At 64.9% G+C, this 21,724-nt stretch carries 24 protein-coding genes and 1 pseudogene; 8 read left to right on the top strand and 17 right to left on the bottom strand.

The genetic code is table 11. The features are described from left to right. Positions 1–10 precede the first annotated feature (10 nt). The 3 genes from ACLJQ7_RS10530 to ACLJQ7_RS10520 form a co-directional block, all read right to left on the bottom strand. Positions 11–721: an SAF domain-containing protein gene (locus tag ACLJQ7_RS10530; protein WP_410647977.1), complete on the bottom strand. Its 711-nt coding sequence runs from the start codon at positions 719–721 to the stop codon at positions 11–13. Between the two features lie 126 nt (positions 722–847). After that, the gene (locus ACLJQ7_RS10525) at positions 848–1,570 is read right to left on the bottom strand and encodes a hypothetical protein (RefSeq protein WP_410647976.1); all 723 of its coding nucleotides are present in this window, start codon (positions 1,568–1,570) and stop codon (positions 848–850) included. Positions 1,571–1,845: 275 nt separating this feature from the next. Then, entirely contained in the window at positions 1,846–2,415 is a 570-nt protein-coding gene (locus tag ACLJQ7_RS10520) for a hypothetical protein (protein ID WP_410647974.1), read from the bottom strand. A 221-nt stretch (positions 2,416–2,636) separates the two neighbouring features. Here ACLJQ7_RS10520 and ACLJQ7_RS10515 point away from each other — a divergent pair, with 221 nt between their 5' ends. Next, complete coding sequence (locus tag ACLJQ7_RS10515) at positions 2,637–3,281, top strand: prepilin peptidase (protein WP_410647973.1); 645 nt, start codon at positions 2,637–2,639, stop codon at positions 3,279–3,281. Between the two features lie 364 nt (positions 3,282–3,645). Here ACLJQ7_RS10515 and ACLJQ7_RS10510 read toward each other — a convergent pair whose 3' ends face one another. Both ACLJQ7_RS10510 and ACLJQ7_RS10505 read right to left on the bottom strand, forming a co-directional pair. After that, positions 3,646–4,005 (bottom strand): DUF6355 family natural product biosynthesis protein, encoded by a 360-nt coding sequence (locus ACLJQ7_RS10510; RefSeq protein ID WP_378239486.1) that lies wholly within the window; start codon positions 4,003–4,005, stop codon positions 3,646–3,648. Positions 4,006–4,401: 396 nt separating this feature from the next. Next, positions 4,402–6,702 carry a helix-turn-helix domain-containing protein gene (locus ACLJQ7_RS10505; protein ID WP_410647972.1) on the bottom strand — a complete coding sequence of 767 codons (2,301 nt, stop codon included), beginning with the start codon at positions 6,700–6,702 and terminating at the stop codon, positions 4,402–4,404. Positions 6,703–7,004: 302 nt separating this feature from the next. On the opposite strand from ACLJQ7_RS10505, the gene ACLJQ7_RS10500 reads away from it, so the two are divergent. The 4 genes from ACLJQ7_RS10500 to ACLJQ7_RS10485 all read left to right on the top strand — a co-directional run bounded on the left by ACLJQ7_RS10500 (position 7,005) and on the right by ACLJQ7_RS10485 (position 10,395). Further along, positions 7,005–7,484 carry an XRE family transcriptional regulator gene (locus ACLJQ7_RS10500; RefSeq protein ID WP_410647971.1) on the top strand — a complete coding sequence of 160 codons (480 nt, stop codon included), beginning with the start codon at positions 7,005–7,007 and terminating at the stop codon, positions 7,482–7,484. A 66-nt stretch (positions 7,485–7,550) separates the two neighbouring features. Beyond that, positions 7,551–8,096 carry a hypothetical protein gene (locus ACLJQ7_RS10495; RefSeq protein ID WP_410647970.1) on the top strand — a complete coding sequence of 182 codons (546 nt, stop codon included), beginning with the start codon at positions 7,551–7,553 and terminating at the stop codon, positions 8,094–8,096. Next, on the top strand, positions 8,093–9,202 hold the full coding sequence (locus ACLJQ7_RS10490; protein ID WP_410647969.1) for an MAB_1171c family putative transporter: 1,110 nt from the start codon (positions 8,093–8,095) through the stop codon (positions 9,200–9,202). Before ACLJQ7_RS10495 ends, ACLJQ7_RS10490 begins: the two co-directional genes overlap by 4 nt. Then, positions 9,199–10,395 carry an FAD-dependent monooxygenase gene (locus tag ACLJQ7_RS10485; protein WP_410647968.1) on the top strand — a complete coding sequence of 399 codons (1,197 nt, stop codon included), beginning with the start codon at positions 9,199–9,201 and terminating at the stop codon, positions 10,393–10,395. The genes ACLJQ7_RS10490 and ACLJQ7_RS10485 overlap by 4 nt, the downstream gene beginning before the upstream one ends. Here the strand turns inward: ACLJQ7_RS10485 and ribD are convergent. Next, positions 10,392–11,252, bottom strand: a complete 861-nt coding sequence (gene ribD, locus ACLJQ7_RS10480) for a bifunctional diaminohydroxyphosphoribosylaminopyrimidine deaminase/5-amino-6-(5-phosphoribosylamino)uracil reductase RibD (RefSeq protein ID WP_410647967.1) — start codon at positions 11,250–11,252, stop codon at positions 10,392–10,394. The two genes, ACLJQ7_RS10485 and ribD, sit on opposite strands and share 4 nt — an antisense overlap. A gap of 35 nt (positions 11,253–11,287) precedes the next feature. Further along, on the bottom strand, positions 11,288–12,544 hold the full coding sequence (locus tag ACLJQ7_RS10475) for a helix-turn-helix domain-containing protein (RefSeq protein ID WP_410647966.1): 1,257 nt from the start codon (positions 12,542–12,544) through the stop codon (positions 11,288–11,290). 554 nt (positions 12,545–13,098) lie between these two features. On the opposite strand from ACLJQ7_RS10475, the gene ACLJQ7_RS10470 reads away from it, so the two are divergent. Continuing rightward, complete coding sequence (locus ACLJQ7_RS10470) at positions 13,099–14,040, top strand: helix-turn-helix domain-containing protein (RefSeq protein WP_410647965.1); 942 nt, start codon at positions 13,099–13,101, stop codon at positions 14,038–14,040. Between the two features lie 81 nt (positions 14,041–14,121). Then, positions 14,122–14,352, top strand: coding sequence for a hypothetical protein (locus tag ACLJQ7_RS10465; RefSeq protein WP_410647964.1), 231 nt, complete (start codon positions 14,122–14,124; stop codon positions 14,350–14,352). A 60-nt stretch (positions 14,353–14,412) separates the two neighbouring features. On the opposite strand, the gene ACLJQ7_RS10460 is transcribed toward ACLJQ7_RS10465, so the two are convergent. From ACLJQ7_RS10460 to ACLJQ7_RS10415, 10 genes are all read right to left on the bottom strand, one after another. Next, positions 14,413–15,180 (bottom strand): ESX secretion-associated protein EspG, encoded by a 768-nt coding sequence (locus ACLJQ7_RS10460; RefSeq protein ID WP_410647963.1) that lies wholly within the window; start codon positions 15,178–15,180, stop codon positions 14,413–14,415. 23 nt (positions 15,181–15,203) lie between these two features. Then, complete coding sequence (locus tag ACLJQ7_RS10455; RefSeq protein WP_410647962.1) at positions 15,204–16,451, bottom strand: hypothetical protein; 1,248 nt, start codon at positions 16,449–16,451, stop codon at positions 15,204–15,206. Then, positions 16,451–17,050 carry a DUF3558 domain-containing protein gene (locus ACLJQ7_RS10450; RefSeq protein WP_410647961.1) on the bottom strand — a complete coding sequence of 200 codons (600 nt, stop codon included), beginning with the start codon at positions 17,048–17,050 and terminating at the stop codon, positions 16,451–16,453. Before ACLJQ7_RS10450 ends, ACLJQ7_RS10455 begins: the two co-directional genes overlap by 1 nt. An 8-nt stretch (positions 17,051–17,058) precedes the next feature. Next, positions 17,059–17,460, bottom strand: coding sequence for a hypothetical protein (locus ACLJQ7_RS10445; protein ID WP_378239474.1), 402 nt, complete (start codon positions 17,458–17,460; stop codon positions 17,059–17,061). A gap of 9 nt (positions 17,461–17,469) precedes the next feature. After that, positions 17,470–18,069 carry a DUF3558 domain-containing protein gene (locus tag ACLJQ7_RS10440; protein ID WP_410647960.1) on the bottom strand — a complete coding sequence of 200 codons (600 nt, stop codon included), beginning with the start codon at positions 18,067–18,069 and terminating at the stop codon, positions 17,470–17,472. Further along, on the bottom strand, positions 18,066–18,797 hold the full coding sequence (locus ACLJQ7_RS10435) for a hypothetical protein (RefSeq protein WP_378239472.1): 732 nt from the start codon (positions 18,795–18,797) through the stop codon (positions 18,066–18,068). Before ACLJQ7_RS10435 ends, ACLJQ7_RS10440 begins: the two co-directional genes overlap by 4 nt. Further along, positions 18,794–19,177 (bottom strand): hypothetical protein, encoded by a 384-nt coding sequence (locus ACLJQ7_RS10430; RefSeq protein WP_378239471.1) that lies wholly within the window; start codon positions 19,175–19,177, stop codon positions 18,794–18,796. Before ACLJQ7_RS10430 ends, ACLJQ7_RS10435 begins: the two co-directional genes overlap by 4 nt. Beyond that, the gene (locus ACLJQ7_RS10425) at positions 19,174–19,485 is read right to left on the bottom strand and encodes a hypothetical protein (protein ID WP_410647959.1); all 312 of its coding nucleotides are present in this window, start codon (positions 19,483–19,485) and stop codon (positions 19,174–19,176) included. Before ACLJQ7_RS10425 ends, ACLJQ7_RS10430 begins: the two co-directional genes overlap by 4 nt. Next, complete coding sequence (locus ACLJQ7_RS10420; RefSeq protein WP_410647957.1) at positions 19,482–19,955, bottom strand: YbaB/EbfC family nucleoid-associated protein; 474 nt, start codon at positions 19,953–19,955, stop codon at positions 19,482–19,484. Before ACLJQ7_RS10420 ends, ACLJQ7_RS10425 begins: the two co-directional genes overlap by 4 nt. A 928-nt stretch (positions 19,956–20,883) precedes the next feature. Beyond that, positions 20,884–21,186 (bottom strand): CRISPR-associated endonuclease Cas2, encoded by a 303-nt coding sequence (locus ACLJQ7_RS10415; RefSeq protein ID WP_410647956.1) that lies wholly within the window; start codon positions 21,184–21,186, stop codon positions 20,884–20,886. Between ACLJQ7_RS10415 and ACLJQ7_RS10410 the strand changes: the two are divergent. After that, positions 21,093–21,668: pseudogene (locus tag ACLJQ7_RS10410) on the top strand (IS5 family transposase); the annotation flags it as partial. The gene ACLJQ7_RS10415 and the pseudogene ACLJQ7_RS10410 sit on opposite strands and share 94 nt — an antisense overlap. Between the last annotated feature and the right edge of the window lie 56 nt (positions 21,669–21,724).

Genomic DNA, 21,724 nt, shown 5'->3' with positions numbered 1-21,724 from the left:
GCGACCAGCATCACCGCTCACCGCCCGCCGGCTGCATCACCAGCGCCAGCTGACCGGCCGGGACCTGTGCCAGCTGCGACGCCCCGGTCGTGTCGAGATCCAGCGACACCACGGTGGACTGATCCGTACCCGAAGGAGCGACTCCGACGACTGTGGCACGCCAGGAGGTGCCTGGCGCTTGTCCGGTGGCCGAGGCGCCTGCCGCTGTGGCAGCGGTGACGACGACGGTCACCGGGGATCCGGCGGCCAGCTCGGGCGGGGCCTGCCCCGGCTTCACGACGACCCCGACCACCGCCCGGCCCACCTCCGGGATCGCGGCAGCGCCCACCGCGTCCGGCGTCAGCAGCGCTCCTGTGCCGAGGCTGGTCGCCATCGGCCGCCCCAGCACGCTCGCCGCCCGATCCGCCGGAACGAGTGCCACGCCAGGTGCGGCGGACACGTCGATGCTGCGCAGGTCTGCAGGCGTCAGCACATGCCCGAGCGGGACCGGCTTCGCCAGCGCCAGCACCGGAACCCGGTCCTGGGTGCTGGTCGTCCACCACACCGCGCCACCGACACACAGCACCACCAGCAGCACCCCCGCCACCAGATGCGGCAACCGGCGCCGCCGACCCCGGCGCGCAGCCGCCTCTGACGGGGAACCCGAGGCGTTCAGCCACGGCACCGGCCGTGCTTCACCGGCCGCGCTGTTACCGCGCACGGGACTGTCGGTACTGGTCACGAGAAACCCCTCTTGGCATAGCTCGCCCGCACCACGTATTCACCCGGCCAGAAATGTCGCCGCGAATACCCGGTCAGGAAAGGAAAAGAAACAGAACTGTGGATTCAGTTGGGAAGGTCGTCCGGATCAGCCGGTGCCCAAGGCTTGGGCTTCGGCGACCCGGAAGGACGCCGCCGCACTGGTGGTCATGTCCGGGAACGTTCCCGAGGCTCCGGCACCGGACCAGGTGATACGCCACGACACGGTCGCCGTGGCCGGAAACCGTTCGGCCGGCGCACCAGCTGACGAACGCTGGTAGATATGGCCGCAGTCAGGCGATGCCGACCGCGGATCTCCTTGGGCGGGGAACGGCGTGCCGGGGCCAGTGCAGGACACGGTGCTGCCGTCGCCCATCGCCCAGGACACCGAGGCAGGGGTCGCGGTCGCGGTGACCAACACTCCGGGAACCGAAGCCGTCGCCGACTGCGTCCGCCACATCTCCCGGTCCAGCCACAGCCACGTCGGCAGCTGCACCAGCTGGGTTCCAGCCGGGCTGGAGCCAATCACCGGACTCGGCAACCGCAGCTGCGACCGCGCCTGCTCGGCTAACTCTTCTGGCGAGGGCAACGGCGCGGCACCCGGTGCCTGACCATCGGCAATCCACACCGGCGCCCGGTAGAGCGCGTCCCGCTGCCCCTGACCGGAACACTGATAGACGTACCACCCGCCGCCGGAACCTTGCGCCAGCACCACTTCTTGGGGCCGCGGGCGGGCCAGCGACACGAACTGCACCCCACCGTAACCCCAGCGGCGCGGGTGGAAGCTGATCGTCTGCACACCGTTCGCCGGTGGCTGATAGTTACTGCGCACGTACGAGCAATCGGCTTGGTTGCTGTTGCCTCCGACGATTCGATCGCCCGGCAGCGCCGGGGCCGCACCCCGGCCCCCAGCCTGCGATTTCGGCGCACCAGGTTTCGGTGCTGAGCCGGGTCGCGGTGCGGGCTGCGCGCCGCGCCCTGCGTTGAGGTCACAGTAAGGCGAGGGGTCGCTGGCGCAGTCGACACTGCCCCAGCCGCCGGCTAGCGCCGGTGTCGTCGCGCAAAGGAACAGGCCGAAAGCGAGGCCTGTGGTCGCACCCGTTTTCCTTAACATGTTCCTACGTCCTGAATTGCGAAGTCAGTGATTTTCCAGGACCCGTCGAACGCCTTTTTCGCCATGGCGTTGATGTGCCGACGCCCTCCCGGGCCGTCGTTTGCCGGTTGGCCGTTGTCAGCGCGGTACTTGATCCAGCGGCTGTCGTCGCCGCAGTCCACGATGTTCACCGTGGTCGGATTGTCGGCGGGTTCGACGGATTCGACCGTGGGGGCGTTCTCCGGCTTCCCCTTGGTGACGAGTCCGTTGTAGTGATCGGCATACAAGCCACGAGAGATCTTCGACAGCGCTTCAGCTGTCGCGTTCTGGACCAATTTCGGCGATTGCCAGTCCGAGGTCGTCGCGGCCTCGGCCATGTCGCTCCACATGCCCAGGTAGGCGGTGGTGGCCTTCTGCTTGGCGATGTCGGCGGGCGAGGCGGGCGTGGTGCTGGGGGCGAGTGTCGGTTCCGGCGTCGTGGAAGTCGGGGTTGTGCTGTTGTCCGGGCTGCAGGCACTCAAGCCAAGTCCGGCCGCGGCGGCGAGGATGGTCAGGGCGAGGCGGGTGCTGCGGTAGTGAGCCATTATGGTCCCCCGTTTTGTCGACGATCGCAGGTCAGCGTGGGCGAGCCACACTGCCGTGACACTCCACTGCAGCGAGTTCACCTCAAGACCGACTTTCGTGGTGATGGCGCTCCGGACCGCTGCTCTCGCGTGAATTCACCCGTTGGTTTGAGAGCCGGTCGGTCGGAAGATCGGGCGGGCAGGATGGCGTACAAGGTGATTCGCTGAGGGGCGGAGGAGTCGTGCAGCTGACGACGAGCGGCTGGTGGTGGAGTGGCAGCGCTGCCGCTGGCCTGATGCTCGGTGCGGCGGCAAGCGGGCTCGCGCGCCGGTTCCTGCGACATGAGCGGACACTGGCCGGGGCGTGGTGGTTCGGCGCGATGCTCACGGCCGCCGTCCTGGGGTCGCTGGGCTGGCGCGTGGGCGCACGCGGCGAACTCGCCGTCTACGGGTTTGTGGCCGTCCTGGCGATTCCCTTGGCCGTGATCGACTGGTGCGAGCATCGGCTTCCCCGGGCATTGATGTGGCCGCAGCTTGCCGGCGCCATTCTGGGTTTCGTGGTGCTGTGTTTGGTACGGCACGACCCCGCGCCAGGTGTTCGAGCGCTTGCCGCACTCGTCGCGGCGGGCGGGCTGTTCCTGCTCCTCGCCGTCGCGACCGGTGGGGGTGTCGGTGCAGGCGACGTCAGCGTCGCCGCGGTTGTCGGCCTGGCGACCGGCTGGATCGGCTGGGTCCAGGTCGTCGGAGCGCTGCTGACAGCCTCGCTGCTCGCGTTGGTCATGATCGCTGTGCCCGGCGTCCGACGCCGCGACGACGACGGCGCCGTGATGGTGCCATTCGGGCCATGTCTCCTGACGGGCGCGCTGGTCATGGTGCTGGCAAGCTGACAGAACGCCTGTCGCCGTGCGGCGCAATTCCATGGGTGCCTGGCTCGTCATCGTTCTTCCCTACTTCTCTGACAGCGCTCGTGGCGGGACTGTCCTACCAGCAGGCTTTGTCCGCCTGCGGGGTTGCCGGGGTGGCGCTTGAGGGGAGGGGCGCCACCCCGGCGGCTTCCGTCGATCCCCCGATGACACCGACGGAGCGCTTTCTCTTGAGCGATTAGTTGGGGCGCGGCGTGACAGGCCAAAATGGGGCAGAGACTTTGACCCCCTGCCACGCCGCGTCCGGGGCGCTGACCTCCCCGGAGCGCCAGAGCAACCGCCGATCAGCAAAACCCGGGTCGGCGATGACGGCGCTGGCGAGCCTCGATCACGCTGGACCGTAATAGCCCGGGATACAGCGGGTACCCCCGTTCCACCATGCTCCAACCACCCGCCATCTGATGACCGGTTGAAGGTCGGTGGTGCCGGGTCCGACGCAGTAATGGAAGATGTTGCCGAAGAAATCCTCTACATCCAGCATCACAGTGGACCCGGTCCCGCCGTCGCAGTGCCGGTACTTTCCCCAGCCGAGATAGCCGCATCCCTCGCTGACTGTGACGGGACCGCGAGCTGCTGTTTCCTTTGCGGTAGCGGCGTTTGCCGTCACACCAGACCCCGCGACGGCGAGCGCAGCGACTGCTCCAGCCAGACCGTATCGAACCGCAGTAGTCCGCGAAATTCCAATCATATCCTCAACCCTTAAGAGTAATGGAGGTGAATAGCCGAACAACGATCCCGCACAATCCGAGCGATCGATTAAATCAAGTTGTGACGGTTGCGCTGCTTCTGATTTCACTATCCTCCAACGCGAGATGAGCGGGAACCCCCAAGGCGAGCACAACGTTGTGCCGATTCTGTGTTGATCTTGTCCTTGCCCAGTCATGACGGAAATGGTTCTCATTAGCGCTGCCTACGCGCAGGACCAAGGGAAACTACGAGGTATGTCGTGACGAAACAGTTGAGCCCAGCCAGATGTAGCCTGACTGGGCGCACACTGAAGGTCGGAATCGTAAAGTTAGAACACGTGTCAGCTTAGCTGCACGGCAGACCCGAGCTATCACGCTCAACTGTGACTAGGGACGCTTTATCGCGTCCACGAAGGCAAGCGTTGAACTGGGCCGGCGGGCGCGTTCTTTGACGCCCACTGGTGTTTTCCTCGCACTGCGGCGCGCGCGCGGATTTCGTGCGCCCGGGAATCGCGAAGGCTTTCCAGAATGTCGGCAGCTTGTTCGTAGGCGGCTGTGGCGTGTGGACGAAACCCTAGGGCTAGCAGGGAATCTGCTCGGGCGATCAGGGTGTCGGCGAGGTTCCATTGTTGCCATGGGCGCCGCCGAAGGACGGCCGCGGAATCGAATTGGGTCAGGGCGGTCCTATGCTCGCCTCGACGCTGCAGCAGGATGCCGAGGCTATGGTGCGCGAGGCTTTGGATACCGTCGGAGCCGTGCCGCTGAGCGAGGTCGAGCGCTTCGCGCGCGGTGTCGAGAGCACGCTCGCGATCACCGGCCTCATGGAAGGCGAGGGCGAGTGCTGCCCGATTCACAACGCCGCCGATGTCGTGGCGAAGTGTCCGGAACCGGTCGTCCGCCGCCTGGAAATGGGCGATCGCGTCACCGTGCCGCTGGCTATCGGAGAGTGCGAGGGCCAAGCCGTGTGCGGTCCATGCTGCGGGCAGCTCGTCCCCCAGTTCGCCGTAGAGCTCGAGGGCCTGCGTGAGGTGTGAGATGGACTCAGATGTCCGACCGAGGTCACGCTCGGCCCAGCCGAGGACTTGTAGGCTACGAGCGATGCCTGGGGTGCTTTCCGCCGCGGTTGCGGCGTCGAGCCCGTCGTTGGCGGCAATAAGCCAGTCGGTCCAGCTTCGCGTGATGGCGAAGTAAGGCAGGAATGCCGTCGGCAGGACCCACAAGAGGTCCTTTGCGAGGTGGCTGCGGGTGTTCTTCGCGATTTGCAAGGCGGTCGCGACCTCGCTCTGACACCAGGACATCGCCTCGTCGAAGCCAGGACCGGCTTGACCGAAGTCGGCAAGCAGGCTGTTGATCGTCGGGTCGCGCCAGTTCAGGATGAGCGAGTTGTTGGCGGCGAGCGCTCGTGCCGTGTACCACCTGAGAACTCGGTCCTGGGCCTTCTCGACTTCCCGGAGGTGCTCCTCGACCAGCGCGCGCTGATGTGCGTATGCCCGCAGGAGGTAGTCAATGCAGTAGCGACCATCCGGCATGGGCGTTACCAGGTGAGACTGCCGAAGTACGGTGAGAAGTGACTCCGCGAGGTCGGGCTCGATGTCGGCGAGCACGGCAGCGGCGTCCGCGCTGACGGTGTACGCGGGGCTGATCCCCAACAGGCGGAACAGCCGTGCTGCAGCCGGTGGCAGAGCGAGGTAGGACAGGTCGATGACGCCGTGGACGTTGACCGTGGGGTCTGGCGAGGTGAAAAGGTCCAGCCGGTGGCGGTCGGTCGCCAGCTGATCCGCGATCTTGCCCAGCGTGCTGTCGGGCCGTTGTTGGAGGTGTTCCGCGACGATCAGGACCGCCATGGGCAGTCGGCCGCAGCGTCGTACGACCGCTTCCGCGGCCACAGGGTCCGCCGCTACCCGGTGACCGCCGGCGCGGCTGGCGAGCAAGGTCAGCGCGTCGTTGATCGGCAAGGCGGGCAAGTCGATCGACACGCCACCGGTCCGCAGCAGCAGGCTGGCCTGGTGCTCGCGGCTGGTAGCGACGACGACGCTGCCGCCGCCGGGCAGCAGATGCCGCACCTGGCTGTAGTCGGCGATGTTGTCGAGGACCACCACGGCGGGGCGTTCGGCGAGGATCGATCGGAATCGTGCGGCCCGGACCTCAAGCGGGCCGTTCAGGTCCGCTTGGCCAGCGCCCAATGCCTGTAAGAAGCCGTCCAGTACCTCCTCCGGCGTCCTGGGCGCACCTGGGCCGAGCCCGCGCATATCAGCGAAGAGGCAGCCACCGGGAAATCGGCCGAGGATACGGGTGACCCAGTGCACGGCCAACGCCGTTTTCCCGACCCAGAAGCCGCCTTCGATCACGATCGTGTGGGCGCCCCCGTTTGCCTGGCTCGTGAGTGCGGCGTCCATGGCCTGCAGGACGTCGGCTCGACCGACGAAGCCAGGGACGTCGGCGGGCAGTTGCATCGGTTTGTTCCCACCCGCTGAGCCTTCGGAGCGTTGCTGCTCGGCGAGGCGTTCGAGTTGCCCCTTCGCGCCGAGGACCGTATCGATCTGGCGCACGACCTCGGGCAGAAGGGCCCGGTGACCGTGCAGCAACTTGGACAAGTAGCTCGGGCTGTAGCGGGCTTTCGCCGCCACGTCGCCCAGGCTCATTCCACGCTCACGGCGCAGCCGGTGCACCGCCTCGGCAAAGCTGTTGATGTGTCGCATCTGCGTCTCCCCATCCGCAGAGCAATCGACCGCGCTAGACGCGAGCCGCTCTTGCCCCGCTACGCCGGGGCGCGCCCGGCCATTCCCCGTGCACTGGTGCCGTTGAGGGCACATCGACCTCCTTGCGACCTCGCAAGGTCTGCGTTTTCGTACTCCGCCCGAGTGGCTAGCTTTCTCCTCAGTTGAGCTGAGATGCCTTCGAGACTATTCTCAGGAGAAAGTCCTTTTCAACTGACGAGAAAGTGATCACCCGATTGGGTGTCTCATCAGTGACGACACAGCGGCTGTCATGGAGGCCTGGGGTGGGAGGGCAAGCGACGCGAACGCTCGCCGCGAAGCTGAACGACCTCTTCGCGACGAAGAAGCGACCGGACGGCAAGGAGTACAGCAACGAGCAGGTCGCCGCAGCCATTATTGCTGGCGGATACGTCAAGACGGCATCTCAGAGCTACATCTGGGGACTCCGTAACGGCACGAAGAACAACCCGACGAAAGGTTATCTGGAGGGACTCGCGGCGTTCTTCGAAGTTCCGGTCGCGTACTTCTTCGATGACGACGTCGAACTTGTACGGCAAGTCGACCAGCAGCTGGAAGCGCTGAAGGCGGAGCGCGCGAGGATGGCCAGCCTTTCGGGTGATGAGGAGATTCAGTTGCTGGCGATGCGCGCCGGGCAACTGTCACCCGAACGCCTGAAGCTGGTGAGAGACATGCTCGATGTCGTCTACCAGCAGGAACAAGCCGAGAGGCGTTCACCACCCGATGGAGGGCTTCCGAACGATTAGCGCGGACCCGCTATCTCGGTTTCTGCGATGCTGCCCGAAGTCGCTACCGCGGAGGGGAGGGTACGGATGTCAGAACGGCGCATACGCCGACAATGCCGCGAGATGCTGAGCAAGCTCGACATTCGCCCACCTCTGGACGTCACCGAGCTATGCCGTCAGATGGGCGAGATCCGCGGCAAACCGATCCGCCTGATCGCCTATCCCATCCCCGTGCCCGGCCCATTCGGCATGTGGATCTCCACCCCCGAAACGGATTACATCCTTTTCCAAAAGGAAACATCCAAACGGCACCAGGACCACATCGTCCTGCACGAACTCGGCCACATCCTCGGCGGCCATCAGGGTGCCCTCGACAGCGACGTCCTTCCCGACGGACTCACAACGCCAGGCACGCAATCCTTGAGCGAGCAGTACCCGGATATGGGCGATGACGCGGTGAAACGAGCGCTCCGGAGAACTGCCTATGACACCGAGCACGAACGGGAAGCCGAAGCAGTCGCGACGATCATCCTCGAATGGGCATCGATCCTGAACATCGCGGCCCCACGGCCCTCTGACGGCGCCGCACGCGGCATGGACACCGCTCTCGGCGCCCGGATCGGCTGGCTATGAGCTGGCTCATCAGCGCCGCGCTGATCAGCTGCCTCCTCGGCGGCCTGATCTGGAAGGGCTATCAACTCAGTCGGCAACCCTGGAACCTGCCCCTGCAAGGCATCGTCGGCTTCCTCGCCTTCGCGCTCATCGGGCGCATCCTGCGTGACGTCGTCGGCGACGCGTCGCTCGTGCGCGGGGGCCCGGTGTGGTCCGCTGTCGCATGGCACGCTCCCACATCGGCCGCTGTTCTCTCCCTGCTGTTCTTCTTCGATGCGGCGACGCTGCATCGACAGGTGGCCAAACGCCGCACTCGCCGCAATCTGATCGTGCTCGTCACCGCCGAACTCGTCATGATCGGTGCCGCAGCTTCGGCGCCGGCGCCACGGTCCGTTCCGCACATGTCGGTCATCTACTTCGCAGCCAACCTCTTCATGGGCTGTGCGCTGGCAGCATGCGCGGTCTCGGCACTGCGCTACGCCCGCCAGGCCGAACGTCGGCTGAGTATTGGACTTCGCGTCGCGGCCGTCGGCTTCGTCCTTGTCGCGGTGACCAGCGGAATATTCGCCACGATAGACGTTGAGTACTGGTTCACCGGAACCCTGTTCATGGACATCATCAGTGTGAACGGGACACTGTCGTTCGTCGGCATAGTCGCGATCGTGGCCGGTCTCCTCTACCCGGCGGCCCGCATGCGACTGACCGCCATACGGATCTGGTGGCGGCAACGCCACGCCTACCACGCGCTTGGGCCGCTATGGACAGCCCTCCACAACGCATTTCCGGAAGACGAGTTCCTCCGCGCCTCCACTACGCCATGGGACTCCCTCCGCGTATGGGACGTACACCGGCGCTACTACCGCCGCATGATCGAATGCCGCGACGGGCTCGTCCGGATCAGCCCTCGTGTAGCGAAACTCCGCGAACACCACACGGACGACACACCGCTGTCAGACCTTATAGCCGAAGCGCTCCAGGGCTCCCCTCACGACCACGGTGAGCAACAGCGGGCCGTCCCTCTCGCAATCCCGGACACCAACTCAGCGCATGATGAGGTCGACGAACTCGTAGCGCTTTCACGTGCCTTTGCTGCCAGAAACTCAGCCACCTCAGGGAGGGCCGCGTGACCCATCACGCGATCATCGTCGGCGGCGGCATTGCGGGATCCGCAGCTGCCATCGCTCTGCGCAAAGCCGGTGTCACAGCCGAAGTCTATGAAGCTCGGCACGACGGAGGTGACTACAGCGGAGCCGCACTACGCCTCCCACGCAACGGTCTCAGCGCCCTGCGCGCCCTCGACGCACACGACCTCGTAACCGACATCTCCTACCCCGTCGCCAACACCGAACTCAGCTCAGGCACCGGCCGCCACCTCGGCACGGTCTCCTTCACCGGCAACGGACACAACGACGTCCCCCGCACGATGCCCCGCGCTCGCCTCGCCCGCGTCTTGCGCTCCACGGCCGCCGACCGCGGAGCGGCCGTCACCATGAACAAGCGCCTGATAGCCGCGACGAGCCGCTCCGGCAGCGTCATCGCAACCTTCGACGACGGCTCCACCACCGAGGGCACGGTGCTCATCAGCGCAGACGGACTGAACTCGACAACCCGTCGCTTGACCTTTCCCTCCGCCCCTGAACCCCGCTACGCCGGCACCCACCTCATCTACGGCTACGCCCCCGCGACCACAACCGTTCCCCCTTCACCGAATGCCTTCCACATCTACTGGGGCAAGAAGGCGACCTTCGGCTACACATCCGCCGCTGGCGACATCTACTGGTACGCCAACATCGCTTCACCAGCACCTCTAGCAGCAGACGTACCGCGCGACATCGAAACTTGGCGCGAACGCCTCATAGGACTCTTCCGACGCGACCGCACACCAGCCACGGACGTCATTCGAGCCGCAGACGTCATCTTGCCCTCCAACGCACGCACCCTCGACACGTTGCAGACCTGGCACACCGACCACACCATCCTCATCGGCGACGCAGCCCACGCCGTCCCACCCGCAACAGAACAGGGCGCCGCGCTCGCCCTCGAAGACGCTGTCGTCCTAGCCCAAGCCCTCCGCGACAACGACCAGACCGCAGCGGCGCTCGAAGCATTCGAAGCCACCCGCCGCGAACGAGTCACACGGGCCGGAGCAAGCCGCCGCAGCCGCACAAGGCATCGACGCGGCACACCACGCTGGCTCGAACAACGAAATCGCGACCGCAGAATCGCCCAAGCAGCTCAAAGCGGCGCCATGAATCCACCCGCGTGGCTACACGACCACCAAATCACCTGGAACGAGATCCCCAACGACAAAGCTCGTTAGAGCACCCGCCCGTCTTTACGTCGAGCAAGCACCATCCGGACTCCCGTGGATCCCTTCTCCACAGCATTAACTTCAAAGGATGCTGCGCACGTGTCCACCCAAGACGTGAACGCCGCCCCAGCACCGTCTGGTTTGTCGTCGATCAACTGAACGATCTCGTCGACCAGGCCCGCGTCGCAGAACGATTTTGCAACCTCCGACCGACCAACCAGCAAGAGAGACCGCACCCCGCCGGTGTAAAGCTCACGAAGGTATAACTCAGGCTCTTGACCTCCGTATGCCGTCGGCAGAGCAAATACTTCGGGAAGGTGCACCCCGGACGCCCCTTCCTCGACTCTTCCATTCGAAAAGATGACCGCGTCACTGACGGAACGGAAGTAGGCGAACTCAGACGACCGTTCAAGGTCTTCGTAGTCATCCAGCAGGCGAACGAACGGCAACTTCGTCTCCAACGAACGCATCCATGGTCCCACCACCAGGAGTGCTTCACCACCAAGGACACCGTCTTCGACATCGACGCCCGTGGAGCGAAGTCGAGATGCGCCACCTTCTTCCCTCGATGTGGGGTCCATGAGGGCGATCACCACTCTGGTCACACCGGCGTCGAGTAGCGCCTGCCTGCAAGGCGGCGTTCGTCCGTGATGGTTACACGGCTCAAGGGTGACGACAGCGGTCCCACCGCGAGCATTGTCACCGGCGGCGGCCAGCGCGTTGACCTCGGCGTGCGGCTCACCCTTTCTGAGGTGAAATCCCTCGCCCGCGAGTTGGCCCTCCGGGTCAAGGATAACGCAGCCAACGGGCGGGTTCGGGCTCGTTGTTCCAAGCCCTTTCGCGGATAAGGCAATCGCACGGCGCATAGCGGCGATCTCTCGAGGTGACACCATTTCAGCTGTTACCCGGCAGCCAGTTCGGCGATGAGCTGCGAAACCGGGGCAAGCTGGGCATGATCCCTTAGTCTGCCGCCAACAGCTTTGACATCAGCGACCGTCCGGAGCGAACTCCCGCGACGCCCGATGCGTAAGGCTTCCACCGCGACTCTCGCTGCTTGTTCCGGTTCTCCATACGACACATACGCCTGTGCCAGCTGCCCGAGTGCCACACCGCGGTCTCGCTGATACACAGTCGGAAGTCGCGGCACATGGTGCTCAAAGAGTTCGATCGCCCGAGCCGGATCGCCCAGGGCCAGCCAGCACCGAGCCCGCTGCAACTCGAGATAGTCCTGCGTGCAGAACGATCCATGACCTCCTCGAGCTTCACCGTTGATGTCGGTGGCCGCCCAGTTTTGCGCCTCGTCGATTCGGGTCTGTGCCTGGAGTTCATCACCGTCGAGCGCGAGCCCGTAGGCCTCCTGCTGCGCGAGGGCCGCACGCATCGGCGTCGGAAGATCCCGTGAAGCACGCCTCGCAGCTTGAACAAGACTGAGGATCTGACCAGCGTTTCTTTCGGCCACCTGCTGACTCCTGCGGAACAACGCCCACGTGACCATCGGCTGGTCGTCCGCCTCCAATCCCCATTCGAGCGATTGGCTGCACCAACGGCGCGCCGCCGTCACATCGCACATGTCTTCGTACAGCCAAGACGCTGATTCCGCGTACTGAGCACCGACACGGACGATGTCGCGGCGCTGCTCTGGCCTCACGGACGCGAGGAGTTCCTCAATGGCGTCCAGCTGGCTCAGCACCCCGGACAGGGCATATCGAGGCCCCAGGAGGTTGTCGGTCTTGACGAGAAGGTGCCACTGCTCGCGTAGATGCGACAAGACGTCCTCAAGATTCGGTCCCAACTGCGGAGAAACGCTCGTCGAGTCCGTTTCCGCGAGGCGCAGAGCGAGTCCCTTCTGATCGGCGGCTTCGACGACGTTGGCCGGGCCCGTTGCCGCGCTCAACCTCAGGTCTCGCTGCTCGCGCTTGGCTTGGCCTCGTAGACCACGCAGGGCCCCGCCGGCCCCGAGCACCGTGTCAATGGCATTGACAAGGGGTTGGGACGGCAGGTTCCCACTACGCCGCTCGGCCATCGAGACGTAGTTGCGGCTGTATCCGATTCGCTGCGCGAGCTCCGGCTGGCTGAGCTTCGCCGCTTTGCGAAGTCGTCGAATCTCCCCAGCAAGACGCGCGTGGGCGGTGTCGGGCGTCGCACTGTCGTCGGTCACGGTCAACTCCGGCTTGGCCAAAGGGTGAACGGGGTAAACGCCATGCGTGGCGGGTTTACCCCGTTACGTAATCATAGCTGGTCACGGTGTCATGGTGATCGTTCCCACACGTGCAACTGTGCCGGAGGATCCCCGTGACGACAACCGCCAGGCGTGGCACCGCGCATCTACGTCGACCGCTTCACGCGCACGCCGACGACCAGGCCAGCGGCATCATCCTGGTTCTGGCAACCGCGACAGAAACGTCGCGTTCGACCGGACTCTCCTCACACAGGGCGTTGATCGAATCATGACCTGGTTAGGCGTTTACGCCCTGACGGTGCTCGCTCTTCCGATCACGCTAGCCCTTCGCTGGATTGCCGCCGACTGGCTCAAGGCGCGTCGACGTGCCCGGTTCGCCGCGCAAGCAGCCGCACGATGGTCTCCTGCAGCCATTGCAGCACGCCTCGAGCATGAGAACACCAGCGGCCACCCCCATTCCTTCGAGCGTTACCCCCGGCGCTAGCCGCGAAGCCCTCGCCGACGCAACCGTCCCACCGAGAAAGTGATTCACCGTGCGCAAGCAAGCCCCCAACGCAGTGTCATCCAAGCGCTCCGAGGAGACGACAGCCAAGAGCCGAGAGATAGGTACCGCTCTTCGGCGGGCCCGAGAAGAGGCAGGGTTGAACCAAGTTGACATCTGCCGCCCCCTCGATTGGGGAGCCCCACGAGTATCCCGAATGGAAAGCGGCCAGCGCGAAGGATCCACCATGGAAATCGTCACGTATCTTGCGCACGTACGGACCGCCCCTAAAGAATTCGACCGACTGAAGCGGCTATCCGAGATTCCCGCCAACGGCTACGACCTCCAGCGCCACCCAGTCGGCCTCCACGACCAACTCCCCACGCTCGAGTTTCTCCACGCGAGCGCCAAAAAGATGACCTTCTATGAGCCGCAGCGGATCCCTTCACTGCTGCAGACCGAGCAGTACGCGGAAGCGGTTCTGCGGCGGGACCGAGATCCCAAGGATCCTGTTGTCACAGCAGGTGTTCGCTCCCACATGGCACGACAAGACATACTCAAGAACGCGCGACCAGGCTTCGATGCCACGTTCTACATCGACGAGATCGTCCTTCGAGACATCACCATGCGCGAAACCATGGAGGAGCAGCTCATTAATTTGACAATCGCCGCATGTCTGCCACATTGCCACGTGCGCATCATCCCGACAACGTGCTTCGATTACGAACTTAGTATCCCTTTCAGTCTCTTCGATGACTTCGATAATAATTCGGTTCTCACCATTCACACCGCCAGCGCAACTTTGATTCTGGAAGATACAGAAGACATGGTTCCGTACCTACGGAAGCTGGAGAAGTTCCGCGAGAGCGCTTTGAGTGACCACCAGTCAGCTCAGAAGATCAACTCTATTTATAGCACCGATGACAGAGCGGTCCAGTCCAAGACTGGAATCCCACTGCGGCCACATCTCCCAGCCTCGGAGTTCGTCCACTAACGCTTCATCTCGGTCCATACCGCCACGCCACCTATCGAGGCGACGAGATTCTTCACAACACCGCAAGTACGTGAGGTAGCCATGAACCGTAATACCTCAGCACTGGTACGGGAGTTGACCGGCTGCGCCAAGGACATTCCACTGGCGGTCACATCATTGCTCGCGAACCAGCTGTCCGCCGCTGCGCAACGCGCCCTTGCCGACCAGCTGAAGACGACCGCCGAGCTACTTCGAACGCACGCCAATGAACAGGAAATGTGGAACACCCCAAAGCCAGCACCGGAGAAGCGCCACGACGAGCAGGGCGACTGACGATGTCGCAGAAGTCCGATGCGTGCGGGGTGTGCTCGGCTGGCTGATGCACGGCCGCAATCAGGCCCGCAGTGCCTCTAGCGTGTTGTGCAGGGTCTCGGCGATGTACGTCGAGCTGCCCGGCCCCCACGTGATTTCGAGGTCATCGGTCCCCGGTCGGAGATACGTCAGAAGCCTGCCATGGTCTGCCGTGTCGACGGCCGTCAGTGGCACGCTGGCTCGTCTGATCCCGTTCGAGCGAGCGGCAACGTAGAGCTGATGGCTGGCGAACCGCCGCGCGGCCATCAGACCGCGCAACTGGTCGGCCGGATCATCGGCTGTGTAATCCGTCCCTTTGTCCAAGGTGTACGAGTCATCGTCCGCGCTTGCCAGGTACTCCATGCGCGGAACCGATCGCTCGGTGACCGCGGCAGGAGGGTACTCCGGCAGCGCCTCGGCAACCGACCGGACGACCCGGGTAGACCGAATCTGTTCCAGCGTCAGGAGGTCGTCCTCGACGGTGATGAGGGCACCGTATTTTCCTGCCGGTACCGCCAGGATCGAGCGATTCCGGCCGGTGCGGTCGGCTGAAAAGCCATAGCACTCTTGGCTCGACGAGGCGATGGCCAGCATCAGGTCCCGGAACCATCCAGCGATCCGGCCGCGCCGTAACTCGTAGAAGCCGGGCTGCGCGAGGGCCTGCCGGGCCAACTCCGCGAGCTCGCTTTCCGCGTCAGACTCGACCCACACATCCACTGGGCCGATCACCGGGTGCACCGGCCCGATCCGCTCCCACTCCCACGCTTGAGCCACCGCCAGACGCGGTACCGTCACCGGCTCGTCGAGCACCCCACTGTCCCCCTCTGCCGGTCCTACTTACCGATCACCGGCGGCGGTACCCGTCCGGTGTAGCCAAACAACCCCTGCGGGTCCGGCTCCTGCAGATACTCCGGAGACTTCTTCTCTTTGTCCTCGTCCTTGTCCTTGCCACGCCCGGCAACCGGAACGACCGGCGTGCCTCCTGCGCCGCGGCTACCTGCCGACCCCTGACCGCCTGCGCCGACACGTCCAGCAGCCTCACCAGCCGCCCCGTATGGCCCCGGGCCCGCCGACCTGCCCGGACCTCCCGGCCCTATCACACCGGGAGAACCACCGCGGCCGTACGGCGGCACGACCGGAGCGGCACCAGGCCGGCCCGGTCCCGCCACGTAGTTCAGTGTGTCCGCGCGGCCACCTGCGGCCGGGAGATTCCCCACGCCTGGTCCAGGCACGTTCGGGACGTCGATGCCCGACGGGGCCGGGCGCCCGAACCCAGCGAGCTCTGTCCCGTCATCCGTGCCAGGCAGTAGAGAGGCGCTGCCCTGCCGCAGTTCACCTGCCGCCTGTTTCGGCAACGTTTCCCCGTCTTGCCCCGGCCCGGCACCCGCGCGATGGTCGGCCTGCACGGCGCGTCCGGTAACGCCGACGGGTTCACTGTCGGATGGCCTGCCGGAGCCCGTGATCTCGCGATTCTTCGCGGTCCCACCAGTGCCGGGGGTCTGGCCGATGGAGAAGGCCCCGTCGGACTCGTCGGCGATCTGGCCGAACTCGACCGGCATCATCTGGGCGTGCCCGTCACTGGTGCGCGTGAAGGCGTTGTAGATCTCGTTGTTGCGCTGGATCGCGGCGTTGCGTTCGTTTAGCTGGATCTCGGTGTCGGTGTCCCATGGGCTCGCGACGTCCAGGACGTTCCGCTGTGGTGGCGTATCCGAGACTTCGACCATCGAATCCCGCGTTGTCTGGAACGCGTGGTCCTGGTTGGCTAGCGTGTTCTGGCTGACGTGCAGTGCGGCGGAGGCCTCGGTCGCTGCCTGCGCGAGCGGGCGCAACCCGGCTCGGGCCGCGTCGCCACTTTGCCCCGACCAGGCGTTCTCCAGCCGCGCGACCGCGGCCAGCGTGTCCGCCTCGATACCTTGCTGTTCCTGGGCCTGCAGCACTCCCGCGCGCTGGGCCTCCCCCAGGCTGGCCGTGCCGGATCCGGTCTTGACCATGCGGACAAGATCTGCGGGCACGATCAGCTTGCCTTCGGCCTGCAGTTTCTGCAGGTAAGCCACCATGGCCTCGGTCGGGGCGAAGCTCATCAGGCACCGCTCTTCAACGTCGTCACGGCCAGATCCGCAACCATCCGGGCATCCTTGCAGGGATCCACGGTTCCTGCCTTGGCGTCGGCGACGTTCACGTCGACCTCGAAGACCGCGTTATCCGCGACCCCGACCAGCACCGAGCAGTCTCCCAACGTCTGTCGCGTGTCCTTCGCTCCATACGCCACCGCCGGGTAGCCCTGCACCGGCTCCAGCAGCTGCCACAAGCCGTTGCTCTGTTTCTTCGCGTAGAACTGGCTCAGGCCGTCTCTCGCCGCGTACAACAACTGAATCCCGATACTCGAACCACGGCTGATATCGGCCCACCGGCACTGCTGCGCGACCCCGGTGTCCCGCGCCGGCTGCACCTCCGGCTTCCCCTGAAACAGCGAAGAGATCTGCGCCGGGGTCAGCACGTCGCACGGATCCCGCTGGATCACCGACGCAGACATGGGGTTCTCGACCTTCGGCGCGTCCGCGTACGGCAGAGCCGCCTTGGATAGCGAAGGACCCGAGCTGGTGCCTGGGGGCGTCTCCGGCTTCTCAGTGCATCCGGCCAGCAGCAGGATCGCGGCTGCCGCCAGCACCGTCAAGGTCACGCACCGCATCAGAAATGTCCTCCACCTACGTTGCCGATCTCCGCGGCAGCCTGCTCGTCGTGCTGTTGCGTAATCCCCAGGGCGGTCTGAATCTTTCCGATAATGGTCGCCACGAACTGGCTCTGCCGGGCAAGATGCTCACCGTAGGACGTACCGGAAGTATTGCTGGCATTGGTGTTGCGCACGGATGCCGGGTCGCTTCCGGGGGAGACGATCGACCACAGTGGTGCAGCGCGCTCTCGCTGGGCCTCGATCCGATCATGAAGCCTTCGCAGATTCTCCAGCTCCGCTGTCATCTCGTCGCGACTCAGGGAGAAGCCGCCTGCGGAACCTGCCGCGTTGAGGTCGTCGGCGACGAAGAAGTTCAGTCCTGGCAAGGAGAAGTCGTCGACCGTGTTCTGTTCAGCCATGCCTTCCTCCTAGCTTCGAAGGTTGTCGATGACGAACTCGGAGATCTTCTTAGCCGCGCCGCAGGGATCGTTCCTCCACGGACCTGCTTCTGGCCTTTCCTGCGTGTTGGCTCCGATGTACACCAATGTGCTGTCGTCGACGCCGAGCGCCAGCCTGCACGCCCGAGGGCCATTATCCTTCCGCGTCGGAATGTTCTCTTGGACCTCCACGATCACGGCTGGGTAGCCGTTGATCGTGACTTCTTCCCAATTCTTGCTGGAATGGCGACCTCGGGCATGGTCGCGATACAACGTGCCGATATTTTCCGGCAGCACCGGGTACCATAACGCGGTCACCTCGACCAACCGGCCGAACGCGATCAGGCACTTCCCATCCTGGCCCCGCTGCACGGTGCCGTTGTCGCTGAAGCCAATTCCCTGCAGCTGTTCCACGGTGATCGCCGTGCACGGATCTGCCTTGAACTTGGCGCCGTTCAGCTGTGCGGGGAGCGGCGGGACCGACACCGACGGTTCCGGTGGCGGAGGCGGCGGGCTCGTTTCGCAGCCGGCGAGCACCACCATCACACCAGCGATCAGTATGGCGAGCCCTCGGGACAGAGGTGGTTTCACGAAGGATCGGCTCCTAGTTTGATTCGCCAGCGGCGGGGTTCGGCGACCACCTCGACACTTGTGCCGACATCCGGGATCTTCGGGAAGGTGGTTTCGATGGTCGTCAGCTCGAGACCGCTCCCGACCAGCGCTCCGATGTCGGTGATCATGCCGGCCATGAGCGTGTTGCAGTCACGCCAGAACTTCTCGAAGGCCGAGTTGATCGCATCCACGAAATCCTTGACCGCAAGAACGGCCAACGGTGGAAGCACGACAGAGCCGGCGACAATCGCGAACTTGCCAGTCAACTGCGCGAGGTTGGCCGCACAGTTCCCGAGCGCGAGCAACAGGTTCTTGTACGTGCTGATCACCGTCATAGCGACCGTGCTCATCGTTTTGGTCAGACTCGTCAGGGAGACCTGGCCCTTGTTCAGGCCATCGACGACCATCCCGGAATACATCGAGAACTGGTCGAACGCGTCACCATGCCACGCGGCGTTAAGCGACAGCTTGGCGTCATTGACCGTTTCTGCCGCGACCTTCAGCGAGCTCTCCTGAGCAAACGCGCCTGCCAGATTCAGTGTCTTCTTCAGGTCGCCGGCGACGAACACGCGGAGCTTGTCGAGCAGCCCGATGATCCCGTTCGCGCCGATCAGGTCTGCGTACTGCCGGATCTTGGCGTCCGCGCCCTCCGGGTAGCTCATGGTGGCAAGATCCGCCGCAGCCTGGCCCGGGTCGGGGGTCGTCACTTGATCTCACCCTCCAGCTTCTTCAACCGCTCATAGGCTTCCTGATCGAGCTGCTCATAGTGCTGGGCAGCCTTGCCCAGTGCCGCGCTCAGCACGGCGAGCTGGGTCGAATTCTCGGCCGTGATCCGTCGAATCGCGTCGATGGCCGAGTTGTACCGGTCCACCGTCCCTGTACCGTTGAGCCCGGGCATCATGTTCGTCGCCGTCCCCGGCAAACCCAGGTCATAGGAGCCGAGCGCGACATCCGCAAGCTCCACTACCGCGAAGTTCTGCAGCAGTCCCGCCGCGTCCGCGATCGCGTCGGCCGCGGCCCGCAGCTTCTCCGGATAGACGTGATAGCCCTGACCGGCCCCGGGGTCGAACGGATCCGGGAAGCTCATACCAGCCTCTCCTCATCCTGGACCGCCGCGATCGCCGCCTCATACCGGCGGGCCGCGACCTCCTCGGCTCGCTGGATCCCCAGCAGCAGCTGACGAGACAGACTCGGCGCGCTGTAGTCCTTCATCGTGGCCACGTCCACCGACACATCGACCAGCTCACCGGCACCGGACACCGTCACCGACCCCAGCTCCCCCGGCAACCTCCACACGACACGGTCCCGCGCCGCGCCCGTCGCGGCCTGCTCGACCGCGGCCACGGTCGCGTCGATCTCTTTCGCCAGGTGATATAGCTCGTCCTGGTAACTCACCAGCCATCCCGCCCCTCGTCCTCGAGATCATCGTCCAGGAAGTCGAGCTGGTCGAAGCTCTCCTCCTCGACCTCGTCGGTGTCCCGGCGCGTTCCACGAGACCCGGCTACCGCCTCGGCCCGGGGAACAGGCGGCGGAACACAATCCACCCGTTGATCAACCGCCGCGCCGTGGGCGGGTTCGGGTGCCCACTCCTGGTCCTTGTCCACTACGGCGCGCATCTTGGCGACACCGACCTGCGCGGCCTCACGTCGAGCCGCCGACACTGCCTCCAGGACCGCGGGCCCCAGCCGCTGCGGATGCGTACTTCGGATCACGTGATCCGCGATCGTCAGGTCCACCAGCTTGCCCTGACCGGTCACCACAGCCGACGCGATACCGTCAGCCGACCGCCCGGAATACCTGGCCTGCTCCAGCTCGGCATCAAGTTCACCAGCCTGCTGCCGCAACTTGGCCACGTTCAATGACACGTCGGCTCGCCCTCCCCGTCGCCCGACATCTTCTCTACCAGCCGCCCCCACGGCCCGGCCGCTCCACTCGCGATCAACACACAAGCGTAGTCGGTCGAGCGGTCAGCGTAGTCGAAACCGCGAATCCGTGGGTCCCGTTGTTCCCATCACTGTGCAGCGATCATCAACAGTTCAGTGTGCCTCTGCCTGAGGCCCGACTTCACCCTTGGCCCGTCACCGGCGGCTTCGCGATGTCAGGATCCGTCATCGAACTCTCTCCGGTGCACGTCCGCCGGTCGGTACGATCGGCCGCTCCTGAGTCGCCGAGCTGAACATCTGTTCGACATGTGGCGTGGTGTCCTCGGGTCCTGCGCGCCCTTCCCTCTCTGTGCACCGGACCCGCCATCCCGGACGACGTACCGCCGAGATCCACTCCGCCTCACCGCTCCCGACGCGCAGGCATGTAACCATTCGACCAGGTACTTGCCGTCCTTGCGGTTCCAGTACGCCCGCTCGCCATAGACGGCCAGCACTGCTAGGTGGCATAGCGCCTGCCTCCGTGTTCGGCGAAAATTGCGGCCTTCGCTGACTGCAGACAACCAGCGCTGCTCCACGAGAGGAACGCGTTCACTCCTGAGGTCTAGTTGCGCTCCTGGCTGGCTGCGGCAGCCAGCGCTGCCACACGAGGTCGGGCGCGGGCTGGTAGGCAACGTAGTTGCGATGCTCGGCGGCTGCGGGCAGCCAGCGCTGCTGACAGGAGTCGAGGTCGGCAACCTCATGAACATGTTGCGATCCTCACTGGCGGCGGATAGCCAGCGCTGCCCTAGATGACCAGGCATGCGTCTGAATTGAGCTAACGGCAATCTCGGCGATCCCACATAGCAAGATGACACGCCGGATAGCGCTTGAGGACTCTGGCGTGTCGGGCGACGCTTGGGGTTCCCAACCGCTACACGATCAAGCGTCCTTGGTGCGGCGGCTCGACTGCGGCGCCGAGGTGCCTGGCTTGTCCGAAGGTTCCTCCGTCAAGTTGATAGATCCGGATCGAGTCGGCATCGGGGTCGATGATGTCGCGCAGGTTCGCCTCGAGCCCCAGCCGCTGGCTGGGGTTGCAGACGACCTCGAAGACCGATTTTGTACGCGGTATCCGATCTCCTCGGCGTGTGGACACGGCTGCACGAGCGACTGCTGGCTGAATTGCACGCCGCCGACACCCTCGACTGGGACCGCTGCGTGATCGATTTCTTCTCATGTTCGGACCGCTCGTCATGGCCCAAAAGCGGGCCGAGCCCGGTCGACCGCGCCCGGCCGGGCTCCAAGCACCACATCCTGACCGAGGGCGGCGGAATCCCACTGACAGCCACGCTGACCGGCGGTAACCGCCACGACATCACCCAGCTGGAACCTCTGCTCGAGGCGGTGCCGGCTGTGCGCGGCCGACGGGGGCGTCCCCGCCGACGCCCGAAGACGGTCTATGCCGAACGTGCCTACGACCACGACAAGTACCGCAGACGCTTACGCACCAAGGGAATCGCCACCCGGATCGCCCGCCGTGGGCAACCTCACGGCTCCGGACTCGGCACGACCCGCTGGGTCGTGGAACGCAGCATCGCCTGGTACCACGGCATGAACCGGCTACGCATCCCCTGGGAACGCCGCGACGACATCCACGAAGCCTTCCTCAGCCTCGCCACCTGCATCATCTGCTACCGCCACCTCAGCAGATTCTGTTAGGACCTCTAAGCACGAACGCCGCAGGAACCTCGCACCACGCTGTCCGCTAGAGCAAT

This window comes from Amycolatopsis sp. cmx-4-54 (assembly GCF_046548895.1).
Classification (GTDB): Bacteria; Actinomycetota; Actinomycetes; order Mycobacteriales; family Pseudonocardiaceae; genus Amycolatopsis.
The sequence above is the reverse complement of the archived record's forward strand: the minus strand, read 5'-3'. Positions and strand labels throughout refer to the sequence as shown.

What these genes read in the sequence shown, in the direction of transcription:
- ACLJQ7_RS10520 (WP_410647974.1), bottom strand. Translation starts at nt 2,415, where the DNA reads ATGGCTCACTACCGCAGCACCCGCCTCGCCCTGACCATCCTCGCCGCC.
- ACLJQ7_RS10510 (WP_378239486.1), bottom strand. Translation starts at nt 4,005, where the DNA reads ATGATTGGAATTTCGCGGACTACTGCGGTTCGATACGGTCTGGCTGGA.
- ACLJQ7_RS10505 (WP_410647972.1), bottom strand. Translation starts at nt 6,702, where the DNA reads ATGCGACACATCAACAGCTTTGCCGAGGCGGTGCACCGGCTGCGCCGT.
- ACLJQ7_RS10495 (WP_410647970.1), top strand. Translation starts at nt 7,551, where the DNA reads ATGTCAGAACGGCGCATACGCCGACAATGCCGCGAGATGCTGAGCAAG.
- ACLJQ7_RS10490 (WP_410647969.1), top strand. Translation starts at nt 8,093, where the DNA reads ATGAGCTGGCTCATCAGCGCCGCGCTGATCAGCTGCCTCCTCGGCGGC.
- ribD (WP_410647967.1), bottom strand. Translation starts at nt 11,252, where the DNA reads ATGCGCCGTGCGATTGCCTTATCCGCGAAAGGGCTTGGAACAACGAGC.
- ACLJQ7_RS10465 (WP_410647964.1), top strand. Translation starts at nt 14,122, where the DNA reads ATGAACCGTAATACCTCAGCACTGGTACGGGAGTTGACCGGCTGCGCC.
- ACLJQ7_RS10455 (WP_410647962.1), bottom strand. Translation starts at nt 16,451, where the DNA reads ATGAGCTTCGCCCCGACCGAGGCCATGGTGGCTTACCTGCAGAAACTG.
- ACLJQ7_RS10445 (WP_378239474.1), bottom strand. Translation starts at nt 17,460, where the DNA reads ATGGCTGAACAGAACACGGTCGACGACTTCTCCTTGCCAGGACTGAAC.
- ACLJQ7_RS10430 (WP_378239471.1), bottom strand. Translation starts at nt 19,177, where the DNA reads ATGAGCTTCCCGGATCCGTTCGACCCCGGGGCCGGTCAGGGCTATCAC.
- ACLJQ7_RS10415 (WP_410647956.1), bottom strand. Translation starts at nt 21,186, where the DNA reads ATGAGAAGAAATCGATCACGCAGCGGTCCCAGTCGAGGGTGTCGGCGG.